General features: G+C 61.3%; 16 protein-coding genes and 1 riboswitch. Of the genes, 6 read left to right on the top strand and 10 right to left on the bottom strand.

From position 1 onward, the window contains the following. Positions 1–19 precede the first annotated feature (19 nt). A riboswitch (TPP riboswitch) is annotated at positions 20–117 on the bottom strand. 79 nt (positions 118–196) lie between these two features. Continuing rightward, the gene (locus H4V96_RS14300; protein ID WP_196856348.1) at positions 197–334 is read right to left on the bottom strand and encodes a hypothetical protein; all 138 of its coding nucleotides are present in this window, start codon (positions 332–334) and stop codon (positions 197–199) included. On the opposite strand from H4V96_RS14300, the gene H4V96_RS14295 reads away from it, so the two are divergent. Next, entirely contained in the window at positions 333–638 is a 306-nt protein-coding gene (locus tag H4V96_RS14295; RefSeq protein WP_043462336.1) for a hypothetical protein, read from the top strand. The two genes, H4V96_RS14300 and H4V96_RS14295, sit on opposite strands and share 2 nt — an antisense overlap. Positions 639–731: 93 nt before the next feature. Next, a complete protein-coding gene (locus H4V96_RS14290; RefSeq protein ID WP_043462333.1) occupies positions 732–1,214 on the top strand; it encodes an Imm26 family immunity protein in 483 nt (160 codons plus the stop codon). Positions 1,215–1,341: 127 nt separating this feature from the next. Here H4V96_RS14290 and H4V96_RS14285 read toward each other — a convergent pair whose 3' ends face one another. Together H4V96_RS14285 and ompR are read right to left on the bottom strand one after the other, a co-directional pair. Beyond that, a complete protein-coding gene (locus H4V96_RS14285; protein WP_196856349.1) occupies positions 1,342–2,700 on the bottom strand; it encodes a sensor histidine kinase in 1,359 nt (452 codons plus the stop codon). A gap of 13 nt (positions 2,701–2,713) precedes the next feature. After that, complete coding sequence (ompR, locus tag H4V96_RS14280) at positions 2,714–3,448, bottom strand: two-component system response regulator OmpR (RefSeq protein WP_010399632.1); 735 nt, start codon at positions 3,446–3,448, stop codon at positions 2,714–2,716. A 300-nt stretch (positions 3,449–3,748) separates the two neighbouring features. On the opposite strand from ompR, the gene H4V96_RS14275 reads away from it, so the two are divergent. Next, positions 3,749–4,105 carry a hypothetical protein gene (locus H4V96_RS14275; RefSeq protein ID WP_280721018.1) on the top strand — a complete coding sequence of 119 codons (357 nt, stop codon included), beginning with the start codon at positions 3,749–3,751 and terminating at the stop codon, positions 4,103–4,105. A gap of 273 nt (positions 4,106–4,378) precedes the next feature. Here the strand turns inward: H4V96_RS14275 and arfB are convergent, their stop codons facing one another. Continuing rightward, positions 4,379–4,777, bottom strand: a complete 399-nt coding sequence (gene arfB, locus H4V96_RS14270; RefSeq protein WP_070346819.1) for an alternative ribosome rescue aminoacyl-tRNA hydrolase ArfB — start codon at positions 4,775–4,777, stop codon at positions 4,379–4,381. Between the two features lie 195 nt (positions 4,778–4,972). Here arfB and H4V96_RS14265 point away from each other — a divergent pair, with 195 nt between their 5' ends. Beyond that, positions 4,973–5,461: a chemotaxis protein CheW gene (locus H4V96_RS14265; protein WP_196856352.1), complete on the top strand. Its 489-nt coding sequence runs from the start codon at positions 4,973–4,975 to the stop codon at positions 5,459–5,461. A 39-nt stretch (positions 5,462–5,500) separates the two neighbouring features. Here H4V96_RS14265 and H4V96_RS14260 read toward each other — a convergent pair whose 3' ends face one another. The 6 genes from H4V96_RS14260 to dapC form a co-directional block, all read right to left on the bottom strand. After that, a complete protein-coding gene (locus H4V96_RS14260) occupies positions 5,501–7,498 on the bottom strand; it encodes an ATP-binding cassette domain-containing protein (protein WP_196856353.1) in 1,998 nt (665 codons plus the stop codon). Positions 7,499–7,602: 104 nt separating this feature from the next. Continuing rightward, positions 7,603–8,493 (bottom strand): 50S ribosomal protein L3 N(5)-glutamine methyltransferase, encoded by an 891-nt coding sequence (gene prmB, locus H4V96_RS14255; RefSeq protein ID WP_196856354.1) that lies wholly within the window; start codon positions 8,491–8,493, stop codon positions 7,603–7,605. Between the two features lie 56 nt (positions 8,494–8,549). Further along, positions 8,550–9,686, bottom strand: a complete 1,137-nt coding sequence (dapE, locus tag H4V96_RS14250; protein WP_280721017.1) for a succinyl-diaminopimelate desuccinylase — start codon at positions 9,684–9,686, stop codon at positions 8,550–8,552. 75 nt (positions 9,687–9,761) lie between these two features. Next, a complete protein-coding gene (locus H4V96_RS14245) occupies positions 9,762–10,115 on the bottom strand; it encodes an ArsC family reductase (RefSeq protein ID WP_010399623.1) in 354 nt (117 codons plus the stop codon). Positions 10,116–10,440: 325 nt separating this feature from the next. Further along, a complete protein-coding gene (dapD, locus tag H4V96_RS14240) occupies positions 10,441–11,268 on the bottom strand; it encodes a 2,3,4,5-tetrahydropyridine-2,6-dicarboxylate N-succinyltransferase (RefSeq protein WP_010399621.1) in 828 nt (275 codons plus the stop codon). Positions 11,269–11,281: 13 nt separating this feature from the next. Further along, positions 11,282–12,526, bottom strand: coding sequence for a succinyldiaminopimelate transaminase (dapC, locus tag H4V96_RS14235; protein WP_196856356.1), 1,245 nt, complete (start codon positions 12,524–12,526; stop codon positions 11,282–11,284). A gap of 224 nt (positions 12,527–12,750) precedes the next feature. Here dapC and tsaB point away from each other — a divergent pair, with 224 nt between their 5' ends. Together tsaB and rimI are read left to right on the top strand one after the other, a co-directional pair. After that, positions 12,751–13,476: a tRNA (adenosine(37)-N6)-threonylcarbamoyltransferase complex dimerization subunit type 1 TsaB gene (gene tsaB, locus H4V96_RS14230; RefSeq protein WP_043462325.1), complete on the top strand. Its 726-nt coding sequence runs from the start codon at positions 12,751–12,753 to the stop codon at positions 13,474–13,476. After that, positions 13,473–13,982, top strand: coding sequence for a ribosomal protein S18-alanine N-acetyltransferase (gene rimI, locus H4V96_RS14225; protein ID WP_010399616.1), 510 nt, complete (start codon positions 13,473–13,475; stop codon positions 13,980–13,982). Before tsaB ends, rimI begins: the two co-directional genes overlap by 4 nt. Positions 13,983–13,989: the final 7 nt, after the last annotated feature.

The raw sequence follows: 13,989 nt of genomic DNA, 5'->3' as shown, positions 1-13,989 counted from the left end.
CGCAGGAGCTATCAAAGGAGGGAGGTACTTTGCGCTTTCCTTCGCTGGCATTATCCAGATCAGGTACGAAGGGTATCTCTCACCCGGATGACTGCTCCAGGACCCCTAGCGAGGTGACAGCTTAGCATGAAGCACGGCCTGCTGTCCCATCTGGCTGAGCGTTTTACAACAGTGTGGCGCGAATCTACAAACGCAGTTAGCGCACCTTGCCGTCGTCGATGGTCAGCAGGAAATCGTGGTGCGCGGCTGGAAACGCGTCGTGGACGCTTGAGCTTTTCGCCCACGAGGCGGAGAATGCAGCCGATGTTACCACCACGCGAAAAGGAATGCGCATGACCACCGTCCCACTGGAAGAATCGGGCTTGCCTGCCACGGCACTCGATATGCACCGCGCCATCGGCGCCACCATCGCCGCGCTACAGGCACTGGACTTGAACAGCCAGCGCTTCGAGGCGTGCACGGACCCGGAACTGCGTCGCGTGCTCGCGCATGCGGGCGACACCAGTCGCAAGGAAGCGGCCATGCTGCTCGAGTGGATGCGTCGCCGCGATGCGCGCCTGGACGCGGCCATGAAGGAGGCGCTGTTCAAGGCGGGGCCGATCGTTGCTCAGTATCACTATGACGAGAACATAGGGTAACGATTGCGTTGTCGCTGTGGCGTACCATGCGCCACATGCCCGGTGCTTCGCGTAGACTGTGTGCCGAACACGATTTTGGAAGAGTTTGCAACGATGAGATCATTGCCATACCGAGAAGGCAGCTGGTTTGCCGTACCCTTGCCTGGCGGCGGCTATGCCGCCGGCGTGGTAGCGCGCCGGGCGCCTGCCGGGCGCATCATGCTGGCGTATATGTTCGGGCCGAAGCGCGACCGCTTGCCTGTACTGGAAGAATTGGAAGATTTGCGCCCGGAACATGCCGTGCGCCGCTTGCGCACGGGTGATATGGCCATCCTTAACGCGCGCTGGCCCCTGCTGGGCGACAGCCGCCACTGGGAGCGCGAGGCCTGGCCCATGCCAGCCTTTATCCGCCGTAATGCCTCATTGCAGCGCGCCTGGCGCGCCAGTTATGCCGACGCCGACCCTGCCAAGCTGGACCGTGAAGAATCGATTCCCTTCGATACGCCGGGCATGGAAAGCGATTCCCTGTACGGTTACGGGGCAACGGAATTGCTGATGAATAAAGTGCTGGTGCAGGAAGCGGCGTCGGCAGCGTAGGCCGGATGAGGCCGTAATCCGACAACATTGTTGGCTGTTCTTGTCGGATTACGCGGTTCCCGCTAATCCGACCTACGTCGCCTGCACCGCTGGCGCAAACACCGGAGTGAGCAGGCCCGATTATTTTTTACGCCGCTGGCAAGCTGATCTGAAACGCCAGGCCACCGCCTTCGCGGTTGCGTACCTGCAATTCGGCGCCATGGCGCTGCAGCACGCGCTCGACGATGGCCAGGCCCAGACCGGCGCCGTTGGCTTGCCCGCGCGCCGTGTCGAGGCGGGTGAACGGTTTCATCAGTTGCTCGATCTTCTCGGCCGGTACGCCCGTGCCGTGGTCTTGTACCTCGATAATCACCTTTTTCACGCCGTGGCTGGTGCGCACATGGCAGCCGATGTCGATTTCCGTCAGGTCGCTGCCTGGCGACTTGCCATAGCGGCGGGCATTCTCGATCAGGTTGTTCAGCACGCGGCGCAAGTCGGTGGGATTGCCCATCGCATGCGCGCCTTCGGCGATGCTGGCATGGATGCTCACGTCCGGCAGGCGCATCGCTTCGCGCGTCATGTCGCTCAGTAAACCGCTGAGGTCCACGTCCGTGAAGCTCGACGCTTCCGTCGGCCTGGCGTAGTCGAGGAACTGGCCGATGATGGCGTCCATCTGGCCGATATCGGACTGGATGCCCAGGCGCGCCTCGTCCGACAGGTTGGCCATTTCCACTTCCAGTTGCATGCGCGCCAGCGGCGTGCGCAAATCGTGCGAAATACCGGCCAGAATCACGGCGCGGTCCGATTCTACCTGCTTCAAATCATCGACCATCTGGTTGAAGCTGCGGTTCGCCTCGATGATTTCGATCGGGCCTTTTTCCGGCAGCAGCGCCGGCTGCTTGCCCTTGGCGATGTCGCGCGCGGCCGCCGTCAAACGTGACAGCGGCAGATTGATCAGGCTCGAAATAATGGCCGCGCCCAGCAGAGACAGCAAGGACACCAGGCTGGCCCAGCCCAGCCACTGGAAGCCCGTCAGGCCACGCAGGCGCTCGCGGTCCAGCATCAGCCAGTATTCGTCATCGTCGATCTTGAAGCTGACCCAGAAACCGGCTACGCCGTTGACGCGCGCGGAAAAGCGCGTGTCCTTGCCCAGTTTGGCTTTCACCTGCGCCTCGATCTCGGGCATCAGGTAATTGTCGGGCGGCGGCTCGATGCGGTCGTCCTCTTCCAGCGAGAAGATGCGGATGCCTTCATTGCTGACGAGGTCGAACAGCAGCTCGCGCCGCAACTCGGGCGCCGAGTGCGTCAGTGCCGCATGCGTGATGGTGACGACGGAAATGATCTGGGCGGAAATCTGCTGCGCTTGCGGCTCGCGCTGGATGACGGAAATCATGCCGATCCAGGTGATCATGCTGACCGTGGTCAAGGTGCCGAGCAGCAAAAAGGTGCGCCAGAACAGGCCGCTTTTCAGCCGCGCCAGGCTGATATCGGGAACAAGCTTCATCATGCCTTGCCTGCGATCAGCGCGGCTGTCCGTCCGGGATGAAGACGTAGCCCAGGCCCCACACGGTCTGGATGAACAGCGGGCTCGACGGATCGGGTTCGATCAGCTTGCGCAAGCGCGAGATTTGCACGTCCAGGCTGCGGTCAAATACTTCGTATTCGCGGCCGCGCGCCAGTTCCATCAGTTTCTCGCGCGACAGCGGCTGGCGCGCATGACGGGCAAATACCTTCAGCACGGAAAATTCGCCCGTCGTCAGGGGCACCGTTTCGCCGCTCTTTTTCAGGGTGCGCGTGCCCAGGTCCAGCACGAAGTGGCCAAACTCGAAGGTTTGCGGCGTTTCCGACGGCGCGCCCGGGATTTCATCGGGACCCTTGCGACGCAGCACGGCGCCGATGCGGGCCACCAGTTCGCGCGGGTTGAACGGTTTCGGCAGGTAGTCGTCGGCGCCCATTTCCAGGCCCACGATGCGGTCCACATCTTCGCCTTTGGCCGTCAGCATGATGATCGGTGTCTGGTCACCCGCGCCACGCAGGCGGCGGCAGATCGACAGGCCGTCTTCGCCGGGCAGCATCAAATCGAGCACCAGCAAGTCGTAGCGTTCGCGTAGCCACAATTTGTTCATGGCAGTCGCGCTCTCTGCCGTGAAGACATTGAAACCCTGTTCGGTCAGGTAGCGACGCAGCAGATCGCGCAGGCGCACGTCGTCATCGACGACCATGATCTTCGCCTGGTGGCCGTGGATCGATTGCATTGTTGTATTACTGCCGGAAGTGGAGGTTGTGGTCATTTAGGGTGTCGTATTATCTTATATTAGTTGCTATAGTAACGCCTCGCGCGGTGCCGACAAGGGTGTATGGCAACCCATTACAAAGTGTTACAAACTTTACCCAATTACTCTTACTGCACCGTGTAAAGCATCATACACTGGGGCCACAGTGGAAATCAGCTTTAAGCTTATACGGCATCGCGGAAGAGGAACTCAATGAATATCTTTACTAAAAAAATTCACGCCGCTCCCAGCGCAGCTATTGCCGCACCTATGGCCGCACCTATGGCCGCACGTACGACTGTGGTATCCGCAGTTGCCGTTTTTTCCGTCTTTTTCGCCAGCATGGCGCTGGCGCAAAACCAGCCGCCGCGCCGTGACGACCCGCCGCAAGTGCAGGTCCAGCGCTATGATCAGGGACAGCGCAGCACTAGCAATAGTAACAGCAACAACGACACGCGACTGCGCGAACAGCGCGACGCACGCAGTTTCGACACGCGTGCCGAAGAGCAGCGCCGCGCCAGCGAAGGCGCCGACGCCTCGCGCCGCACGGGCCGCTTGACGCCCGACGAGCGCCGCGACCTGCGCCGCCAGATCAATGAAGTAGGGCAGGATATTTACTCGAATCCGCCGCGCCGCTAGGTTACGGGCACCGCATCAGGCAGGGCCATCTCGCAAGGGATGGCCCTGTTTGCATCTGGACGCCGCACGCCGCCATTCTTGCTGCGTCAGGCACATCGCCGCGCCGCGTGCTTGTGTCCTACTGTTTTTGTCCTGCTGCATTGAGTCAAATCGTTCAATGTGTGACGCTGAGAGGCAAGGCCTGCGCGAGGATTTACTTTGCAGCACTATCGGCTGACGCAGATGGCAAGATGCTGGCCCGTCGCGCGTTTGACGAGCCGGTGGCCGGCTGGATCAGTCGCTGACCTTGCCGCGCGATTGTTTCAGCATGCTGTGCGTGTTCTTGCTGTCGAGGCGCCGCCGTTGCGAGCTACGTGTGGGCTTGGTGGCGCGGCGCACGGCGGGCAGGAAGGTTACGCTGTCGATGATGTCCTGCAGCCGGCGCAAGGCTTCTTCCTTGTTCTGTTCCTGGCTGCGCGATTGCTGCGCCTTGAGCACCAGCACGCCATCCTTGCTGATACGGCTGTCGCGCAAGGCCAGCAGGCGTTCCTTGTACGCTTCCGGTAGCGACGAGGCGGCAATGGGAAAGCGTAAATGGATGGCGCTGGAAACCTTATTGACGTTCTGCCCGCCCGGGCCCTGGGCGCGGATGGCGGAAAATTCAACTTCAGCGCGATTGACAAGGTGTTGCATGGCCTGCCTGTGGAAAAACAATCATCTATTGTAAGGGAAGATGGCTGCGCCGGCGCAAGGCTGGGGCGGTCGGCCGATAATGTCTTCCTGGAAAGTTGATGATTCTCAACGCCGTGTGCGCCGATGCTCGTTAGCATGGGGCCAACGTTGCGCCACTGCGCATCCTGGCAGCGCTTACCCGATGAAAGGATCATCATGCAGCCCACGACGACGCCTGGCGCCACAGCAACGGCGCAACGCAGTACCGTGCAATACCTGAGTTTCCACTCGGGCGGCCTGGAATACGGCCTCGATTACCGCTGCGTGCGCGAATTGCGTCCGCTCAAGGAGCTCGAGCGTTTTTCCTCGGAAGGCGAAGTGCTGCACAACGTGGCTCTCTCGCGTGGCATGATCATCCCCATCGTCGACATGCGCGCCGCGTTTGACAGTGCCGGGGACGCACCCGATCCATCCACCGACGTGATCATCCTGCAGTTGAGCAATGGCGTGGTGGGCATGGTGGTGGATGGCGTGACCGATATCGTCAGCCTGGCCCCGGCCGATATCGCCGCCGTGCCTGATCTGGGCGCAGCGGAAGCCGAATACCTGCTGGGCTTGGCCACGCTGGCCGGGCGCCGGCTGATCCTTGTCGACATCGACCGCCTGATGGCGATCCGCAGCCCCGGCCCCATGCAGGCAGCCTAAAAAAAGACGACCCGGGAGTCGTCTTTTATCGTTACTTGGTTAGCCGAGCTTTTCCAGCTGATCCTGCAAATCGAGCCATTCCGCTTCCAGTTGCGCCAGATCCTTGGTGAAGAAGGTCTGGTCAGCCAGCAACTGCTTCAGCTTGGCCTTGTTGGCCGCGTCATAGATGGTCGGTTCGCCCAGCTTGGCTTCCGTTTCCGCCTTTTGCGCGTTGCGCTTGGCGATCTGCTCTTCCTGGCGCTTGATCTTGTTTTCGATCGGCTTTCGCAAGGCGGCTGCCTTCTGGCGCTCTTCCGCTTCCTGGCGCTTGTCGCGCACGGGTGCAGCAGGGGCGGCCGCTACCGGTGAAGGTATGGCAGAAGTCACCGGAAAATCGGTCTTGTTGGCCTTGCCGGCAGCCGGCAGCACGTCGGTGCCTTTGCCCAGCTTGGTCTTGAACAACCAATCCTTGTAGTCGTCCAGGTCGCCGTCGAACGGCTGCAGCTTGCCGTCGGCAACGATGATGAATTCATCGGTGGTGGCGCGCAGCAAATGGCGATCATGCGAAACGACGACCAGGGTGCCTTCGAACTGTGCCAGCGCTTCCGTCAGCGCTTCGCGCGTTTCCAGATCCAGATGGTTGGTCGGTTCATCGAGCAGCAGCAAATTCGGACGCTGCCAGACGATCAGGGCCAGTGCCAGACGGGCTTTTTCGCCGCCCGAGAATGGCGCGATCGACGCGGTGACCATGTTGCCGGGGAAGTTGAAACCGCCCAGGAAGTTGCGCAGTTCCTGCTCGCGCACGGTGGGGGCGATCTTGGCCAGATGCCACAGCGGCGATTCGTCGTGGCGCAGCATTTCCACCTGGTGCTGGGCGAAGTAGCCGATGTTCAAGCCCTTGCCCATGGTGGCGTCGCCGTTCAAAGGCATCAGTTCGCCCGCGATGGTCTTGATCAGGGTCGACTTGCCGGCGCCGTTCTGGCCCAAGAGGCCGATGCGCTGGCCGATCTGCAGCGAAAACTTGATGCCGTTGACGATGGTTTTGTGCGTGATTTCGCCCGTCGCTTCGTTCTCGATCTTGTAGCCCGCATCGACGTCTTCCATCACCATCAATGGATTCGGTGCGCTCAAAGGCTCGCGAAATTCGAACGAGAATTCGGCGGCAGCGCGCAAGGGCGCCAGTTCTTCCATCTTCGCCAGCGCCTTCATGCGGCTTTGCGCCTGACGCGCTTTTGATGCTTGCGCCTTGAAGCGGTTGACGAACGATTCCAGATGGGCACGCTTGCGCTGCTGCTTTTCCAGCGCGCCGGCGGCCAGGATCATCTGCGCCGCGCGTTGGCGCTCGAAGCTCGAGTAGTTGCCCGAGTAGCGCTTCAGCTTGCGCTCGTCGATATGCACGACCACGTTGACGACTTCATCGAGGAAGTCGCGGTCATGGGAAATGATCAGCAAGGTGCCGGCGTAGCGCTTGAGCCAGTCTTCCAGCCAGATGATGGCGTCCAGATCCAGATGGTTGGTCGGTTCATCGAGCAGCAGCAGGTCGGACGGGCACATCAGCGCCTGCGCCAGGTTCAAACGCATGCGCCAGCCGCCGGAAAAACTTGCCACCGGTTGCTGCATCTGGTCCAGCGTGAAGCCCAGGCCCAGCAGCAATTGCTCGCCGCGCGACTGCACCGTGTAGGCGTCGGCGTCGGCCAGCGCGCTGTACATATTGCCGATGGCGATGCCGTTTTCCGTGCTTTCTGCTTGCGACTCAAGATACGCCAGTTCAGCTTCCAGTTTGCGCAAGGTGGCGTCGCCATCGATCGCGTAGTCGAGCGCGGCACGGTCCAGTGGCGGCGTTTCCTGCGCCACGTAAGCCACGCGCCATTTGGCCGGGAAATCGATCTCGCCCTGGTCAGGGTGCAATTCGCCACGCATCATGGCGAACAGGCTCGATTTGCCCGCGCCATTGGCGCCGATCAGGCCGATCTTGTCGCCCGGGTTGAGCGTGACATCGACTTGTTCGAGCAACGGTTTGATGCCGCGCATCAGGCTTACTTGTAGGAAACGTATCATTTTTTTCTTTGTGTTTTAACCCAAAGGCGCAAACCTGGGGTCGTACCCTGAGGGTGCGACCCCGGCATTTGCTGTTGGGTTGAGTGAGGTCGTGCGTTTGTCAATTAACCCAGCTTCAGCTGCTCGGCCGTCAGCAGGAATACCATGTCGTCGCCAGCGCTCGTCGTCAGCCAGGTCAGGCCCAGCTCGCCGAAGGCCGCTTCCGCATATGCGCGTTCGTTGCCGATTTCTATCATCAGGATGCCGTCGTCCGTCAGGCGCTCGGCTGCGCCGGCGATGATCTTGCGCACCAGGTCCATGCCATCGCTGCCGCCGTCGAGGGCGATTTGCGGTTCGGCCAGGTATTCCTGGGGCAGGGCGCCCATCGACGCGGAATTGACATACGGCGGGTTGCTGATGATTAAATCATATTTCTTGACCGGCACATTGGTGTACAGGTCCGATTCGATCAGCGTGACGCGCTCTTGCAGTTTATACGTGTCGACGTTGCGCTTGGCCACGGCCAGGGCGTCGGCGGAAATGTCCACGGCGTCCACGCTGGCGTTCGGGAAGGCGTCGGCCATCATGATCGAAAGGCAGCCCGAGCCGGTGCATAGTTCCAGGATGTTTTCCACGGCTTCCGGTTCCGTCACCCATGGCGAGAAATATTCAGGGATCAGCTCGGCGATGAAGGAACGCGGCACGATCACGCGCTCGTCGACGTAGAAGTTATACGTGCCCAGCCAGCCTTCCTTGGTGATGTAGGCAGCTGGCACGCGGTCGATGCTGCGACGGTCGATGACTGCCATTACGTTGGCGATTTCCGATGGCAGCAGCTTGGCGTCGAGGAACGGTTCGAGCTTGTCGAGCGGCAACTTCAAGGTGTGCAAGATCAAATAGGCTGCCTCGTCGAACGCTTCGGCGCTGCCGTGGCCGAAAAACAGCTTGGCGGTATTAAAACGGGTAACGGCGTAGCGCAGCAGGTCGCGTGGCGTGGAAAACGGGTTCGGGTTCATGGCATTCTCGAAAAGACGGTGTTCTGGCCCGCCGTGACGGGCCTCGGTATTCTGCTTCAGGCGGGCAGCAAATGCTCCAGCGTACGCCGGTAAATATTCTTCAGAGGATCGATGTGACGCAGTTCGATATGCTCGTCGATCTTGTGAATACTGGCATTGGGCGGCCCGAATTCTATCACTTGGGGGCAGATTTGCGCGATAAACCGGCCATCCGAGGTGCCGCCCGTGGTCGACAACTGCGTCACCATGCCCGTTTCCGCGTGAATTGCGCACGACAGCGCATCGGAGAGGGTGCCGCGCGGCGTGAGGAAGGGTAGGCCGTTCAGGGTCCACTGCAAATCGTATTGCAAGTCATGCTGGTCGAGGATGGCGTGCACGCGCTCCTGCAGGCTTTGCGCCGTGCTGGCCGTGGAAAAGCGGAAATTGAAATCGATCACCATGCCGCCCGGAATCACGTTATTGGCACCCGTGCCCGCGTTGATATTGGACATTTGCCACGACGTTGGCAGGTAGTACTCGTTGCCCGCATCCCACTTTTCCTCGACCAGGTCGGCCAGCGCCTGCGCCGCTTCGTGGATCGGGTTTTTTGCCAGGTGCGGGTAGGCGATATGACCTTGCACGCCCTTGATCGTCAGCCGGCCCGACAGCGAACCGCGGCGGCCGTTCTTGATCATGTCGCCCAGTTGTGCGCTCGACGTCGGCTCGCCCACCAGGCAATAGTCGATTTGCTCGCCGCGTTCCTTCAATTTGTTGCAGACGATAACGGTGCCATCCGTGGCCGGACCTTCCTCGTCGCTGGTGATCAGGAAGGCGATGGAACCCGTGTGCTCGGGCGTGGCGGCGATGAATTCCTCGCAAGCGATCACCATGGCGGCGATCGAGGTCTTCATGTCAGCCGCGCCACGGCCATACAGCTTGCCGTCGCGCTGGGTGGGGATGAAGGGCTGCGAGCGCCATTGCTCGACGGGGCCGCTAGGCACCACGTCCGTATGGCCGGCAAAGACGAACACGGGGGAGGTCGTGCCACGGCGCGCCCACAGATTGGTGACGCCGTTCGACTGTATCGTCTCGCAGACAAAGCCCAGTGGCGTGAGAAGTTCGATCAGGTGCTGCTGGCAGCCTTTGTCATCGGGTGTGACCGAAGACAGGGCCAGCAGTTTTTCGGTCAGGGCGAGGGTTTTGGAGGTGGTCATGGTGTAGGGTTGGGTCGTACTCTTGGGCGCGACCCCAGCATTTCAGGTGTAGGGTGGTTCTGTTGTCAGAAAAAATTACAGCCCGAAAATGGCTGAGTATTGTGCATCGGAAAACGCCACGCTGAACTGGCCATCCTTATCCAGCACGGGGCGCTTGATGATGGATGGGTTTTCCAGCATCAGTTCCAAGGCGCTGGCAGCGTCGACGGTAGCGGCCTTGCGCTCGTCGGACAGGGCGCGCCAGGTCGTGCCTTTCTTGTTGATCAGCACATCCCACGGCAATTGCTGCAGCCACGCTTCGACGCTGGCGCGTTCCAGGCCCTGCTTCTTGAAGTCGTGGAAGGTAAAGTCGATTTGCTGCGCGGCCAGCCAGGTGCGGGCCTTTTTGACGGTATCGCAATTGGGGATACCGTAGAGTGTAATGGTCATAGTGGTCGGGCTAAGGGGAGTCAATGCGCTACGCTTGATCGCGGTGCTTGCGCTGGCACGCTTTGCGGTGTTAGCCACCATTATACAGTCGATGCGGCAGTCGATGCGGCGCTGCAACACTGCCCCGTGATTCCCTTACGCGTGCCGGAGTGTCGTTTTGCTTGATGCTGCCGGGCCGAAATGCACGGGCAGTTCCAGCACGCGCGCCGCGCCCACCCGAGCCGGACAGGAAGGACAGCGCGGCGATTGAATGCGTGCTGCTGAAATGAAATGTCCCGCCGGGGCGGGACATTCAGGGGGCTACGTGCGCCTCGCGGCGCAGTAATTAGATACCGCGCAGCAGTTCGTTGATGCCTGTTTTTGCGCGGGTTTTTGCATCCACGCGCTTGACGATCACGGCGCAGTACAGCGAGTACTTGCCGTCTTCCGAAGGCAGGTTGCCCGACACCACGACGGAACCGGCTGGCACGCGGCCATACGTCACTTCGCCCGTGGCGCGGTCGTAGATCTTGGTCGACTGGCCGATGTAGACGCCCATCGAGATGACCGAGTTTTCTTCGACGATCACGCCTTCGACGATTTCCGAACGGGCGCCGATGAAGCAATTGTCTTCGATAATGGTCGGGTTCGCTTGCATCGGTTCGAGCACGCCGCCGATGCCGACGCCGCCGGACAGGTGGACGTTCTTGCCGATCTGCGCGCAGGAGCCGACGGTAGCCCAGGTGTCGACCATGGCGCCTTCATCGACGTAAGCGCCGATGTTGACGTAGGACGGCATCAGCACGACGTTTTTGGCGATGAAGCTGCCGCGGCGGGCAACCGCTGGCGGCACTACGCGGAAACCGCCCTTGGCGAAGTCTTCGGCGGTGTAGTTGGCGAACTTGGTCGGTACCTTGTCGTAGAACTGCATTGTACCGTCGGACGGCAGGACGACGTTGTCTTCCAGGCGGAACGACAGCAGCACGGCTTTCTTGACCCACTGGTTGACAACCCAGTCGCCCGAGGTTTTTTCCGCCACGCGGATGCTGCCATTGTCCAGGCCATTGATGACGTGGGACACGGCGTCGCGCAGTTCGGCCGTGCCATTGCCCGGATTGATCTCGGCGCGGTTTTCCCAGGCTTGGTCGATGATGTTTTGCAGTTGTTGGCTCATGATGATGTCTTGTTTATGTATTGGTTAATGCGGGGGTTGATGCGGATGCGGAAAGCTGCTGGCAGAATTTTACTATGCGCAGTGCCGCTTCCAGCCCTTCGGCTGTTTCGGCCACCAGGGCCATGCGGATGCGGTTGCGGCCCGGGTTGATGCCGTGCGCGTCGCGCGCCAGGTAGCTACCAGGCAATACCGTCACGTTATATTCGGCGTACAGGCGTTGCGCGAATTCGGTGTCGGACAGTCCCGTGCGGCTGACGTCGGCCCACAGGTAGAAGCCGGCGTCCGGCAATTGCACGTCCATCACCGCTTGCAGCAGCGGCGTGATGGCGTCGAACTTGGCGCGGTACTTGGCGCGATTTTCCTCGACATGGGTTTCGTCGTTCCAGGCCGCGACGGAGGCCGCCTGCACGGCAGGGCTCATGGCGCCGCCGTGGTAGGTTCGGTAGAGCAGGAATTTTTTCAGTATTTGCGCGTCGCCGGCGACGAAGCCCGAACGCATGCCCGGCACGTTCGAACGTTTCGACAGGCTGGAAAAGACCACCAGGCGCGCATACGGACGCTCGATGGTGGACAGGCCCAACATGTGCGCCGCCTGCAGCGCACCCAGCGGGGGCGTGTCGGTATGGTAGATCTCGGAATAGCACTCGTCGGCGGCGATGACGAAATCATAGCGCTCGGACAGGGCGAACAAATGCTCCCAGTCCGTCAGGGTCAGTACGGCCCCCGTCGGGTTGCCCGGCGAACACAGGAACAGCAGCTTGACCTTTTCCCACACACTGGTCGGCACGCTGTCGTAGTCGCAGCCGAAATTACGCGCGGGGTCAGAGTTGACGAAATACGGCTCGGCGCCGGCCAGGTAGGCCGCGCCCTCATAGATCTGGTAAAACGGGTTCGGGCTGATCACCAGCGAACCGGCCGCTGGATCGATGACCGTTTGCGCCAGCGCAAACAGCGCCTCGCGCGAACCGTTCACGGGCAGGATCTGCGTGCCAGGATTGAGCTTGGGGATGGCGTAACGGCGTTCCAGCCAGCCGGCGATGGCGCTGCGCAAGGCTTCCGAACCGATGGTGGTCGGGTAACTGGCCAGACCGTGGATATTGTCGACCAGCGCCTGCTCGATGAACGCTGGCGTCGGGTGCTTGGGTTCGCCCATGCCCAGGCTGATGGGCGCATACTCGGGGTTGACCGTCACGCCGGCAAACAGTTGGCGCAGCTTTTCAAATGGATATGGTTGCAGTTTAGCAAGAAGTGGATTCACGGAGCGGACCAAGGCAAGGGTGGAAAAACGATGTCGCTAAGCGATTGCTTGGCACGGCAGACTGGATGCCGGTCAAATAATGAGCTGCGTCTTTTATTATAGCCGTCCTCGCGGCCCCGCTGTGCAAGCCGTATTGGCGGTATCGGCCTGATCGCTGCCCGGCTGCTGCCGGCATGGGGCAGCGGGGGAGTGCCGCGCCATGGCGTGGCAAGGTAAAATACGCCATGCCTATCTTACTTCCCACCTTACTTGCTATTGAAACTTCGTCCGAACTCGCCTCATGCGCCCTGTTGCGCGGCGATATGGTCCTGTCCCGTGCCTCGTCGGGCGTGCGCACGCATTCCCAGTCGATCTTGCCGATGTTGCAGGAATTGCTGGCCGAAGCAGGCCTGACCCTGACCGACGTCGACGCCATCGCCTACGGTTCCGGCCCCGGCTCGTTTACCGGCGTGCGCACCGCTTGCGGCATCGCGCAAGGCTTGGCCTATGGCGCCAAGCTGCCAGTCGTGCCCATCGTGACACTTGACGCCATGGCGCTGGCGTGCCACCAGCAGCATGGCGCGCAGCGCATCGTGAGCGTGCTCGACGCCCGCATGGGCGAAGTGTACTGGGCGCAATATGCCTACCAGGATGGCTTGCAGCTTGTCCTGCCACCAGCCTTGAGCGCGCCAGCCGGCGTGGCGCCGCAAGGCGACGTCATCGGCTGCGGCAACGGCTTTGGCGCCTACGCCGACGCCTTGGCCGCGCTGCCGTGCGCCGCCACCGCCGATGCCGCCATCATGCCGCACGCCGTGCAGGTGGCGCAGCTGGCGCGCATCGCCTTTGCGGCCGGTCATGCCGTGACGGCGGCCGAGGCGCAGCCTTTATACTTGCGCAATAAGATCGCCTACACGAGCGCGGAGCGGCACGAGATGCAACAGGCCAAGGCCGCTACGGAGTCGGCGCAATGATGCAGGAGGGCAAGGACGCAGTGACGCAGGACGACAGTGCGGCAGGCTGGGACTTGCTGCGTCTCGACTATCAGCCTATGCTCGAAGCGGACCTGTTGGAGGTGCTGGCGCTGGAGCAGCGCGTGTATCCGCATCCTTGGACGCATGGCAACTTTATCGATTCGCTCAACAGCGGCTATCCGGCCTGGGTGCTGCGCGATGTCGATGGCACCCTGCTAGGCTATTTTCTGCTGATGCTGGTGGTCGATGAAGCGCACTTGCTCAACGTGGCCGTCGAAGGCGCCATCCAGGGCCAGGGTCTGGGCCGTTTCCTGCTGAACCAGTCCTGCGCCTGCGCGCGCCAGCTGGGCATGGAATCGATGCTGCTGGAAGTGCGCCCGTCGAACGTGCGCGCGCTCGATATTTACCAGCGCTATGGATTTGAACAGATCGGCCGGCGCAAGGGATACTATCCGGCCAGCAACTCGCAACGTGAGGACGCCATCGTGATGCGTTATGCCTTATGAGTCGCCT

Origin of the sequence: Janthinobacterium sp. CG_23.4 (genome assembly GCF_029892305.1) — a bacterium.
Taxonomy (GTDB): Bacteria; Pseudomonadota; Gammaproteobacteria; order Burkholderiales; family Burkholderiaceae_D; genus Janthinobacterium; species Janthinobacterium lividum_D.
Note: the sequence above shows the minus strand (reverse complement) of the source record. Positions and strands in the feature narration are given on the sequence as shown.

What these genes read in the sequence shown, in the direction of transcription:
- H4V96_RS14295 (WP_043462336.1), top strand. Translation starts at nt 333, where the DNA reads ATGACCACCGTCCCACTGGAAGAATCGGGCTTGCCTGCCACGGCACTC.
- H4V96_RS14300 (WP_196856348.1), bottom strand. Translation starts at nt 334, where the DNA reads ATGCGCATTCCTTTTCGCGTGGTGGTAACATCGGCTGCATTCTCCGCC.
- H4V96_RS14290 (WP_043462333.1), top strand. Translation starts at nt 732, where the DNA reads ATGAGATCATTGCCATACCGAGAAGGCAGCTGGTTTGCCGTACCCTTG.
- H4V96_RS14285 (WP_196856349.1), bottom strand. Translation starts at nt 2,700, where the DNA reads ATGATGAAGCTTGTTCCCGATATCAGCCTGGCGCGGCTGAAAAGCGGC.
- ompR (WP_010399632.1), bottom strand. Translation starts at nt 3,448, where the DNA reads ATGCAATCGATCCACGGCCACCAGGCGAAGATCATGGTCGTCGATGAC.
- H4V96_RS14275 (WP_280721018.1), top strand. Translation starts at nt 3,749, where the DNA reads ATGGCCGCACGTACGACTGTGGTATCCGCAGTTGCCGTTTTTTCCGTC.
- arfB (WP_070346819.1), bottom strand. Translation starts at nt 4,777, where the DNA reads ATGCAACACCTTGTCAATCGCGCTGAAGTTGAATTTTCCGCCATCCGC.
- H4V96_RS14265 (WP_196856352.1), top strand. Translation starts at nt 4,973, where the DNA reads ATGCAGCCCACGACGACGCCTGGCGCCACAGCAACGGCGCAACGCAGT.
- H4V96_RS14260 (WP_196856353.1), bottom strand. Translation starts at nt 7,498, where the DNA reads ATGATACGTTTCCTACAAGTAAGCCTGATGCGCGGCATCAAACCGTTG.
- prmB (WP_196856354.1), bottom strand. Translation starts at nt 8,493, where the DNA reads ATGAACCCGAACCCGTTTTCCACGCCACGCGACCTGCTGCGCTACGCC.
- dapE (WP_280721017.1), bottom strand. Translation starts at nt 9,686, where the DNA reads ATGACCACCTCCAAAACCCTCGCCCTGACCGAAAAACTGCTGGCCCTG.
- H4V96_RS14245 (WP_010399623.1), bottom strand. Translation starts at nt 10,115, where the DNA reads ATGACCATTACACTCTACGGTATCCCCAATTGCGATACCGTCAAAAAG.
- dapD (WP_010399621.1), bottom strand. Translation starts at nt 11,268, where the DNA reads ATGAGCCAACAACTGCAAAACATCATCGACCAAGCCTGGGAAAACCGC.
- tsaB (WP_043462325.1), top strand. Translation starts at nt 12,751, where the DNA reads ATGCCTATCTTACTTCCCACCTTACTTGCTATTGAAACTTCGTCCGAA.
- rimI (WP_010399616.1), top strand. Translation starts at nt 13,473, where the DNA reads ATGATGCAGGAGGGCAAGGACGCAGTGACGCAGGACGACAGTGCGGCA.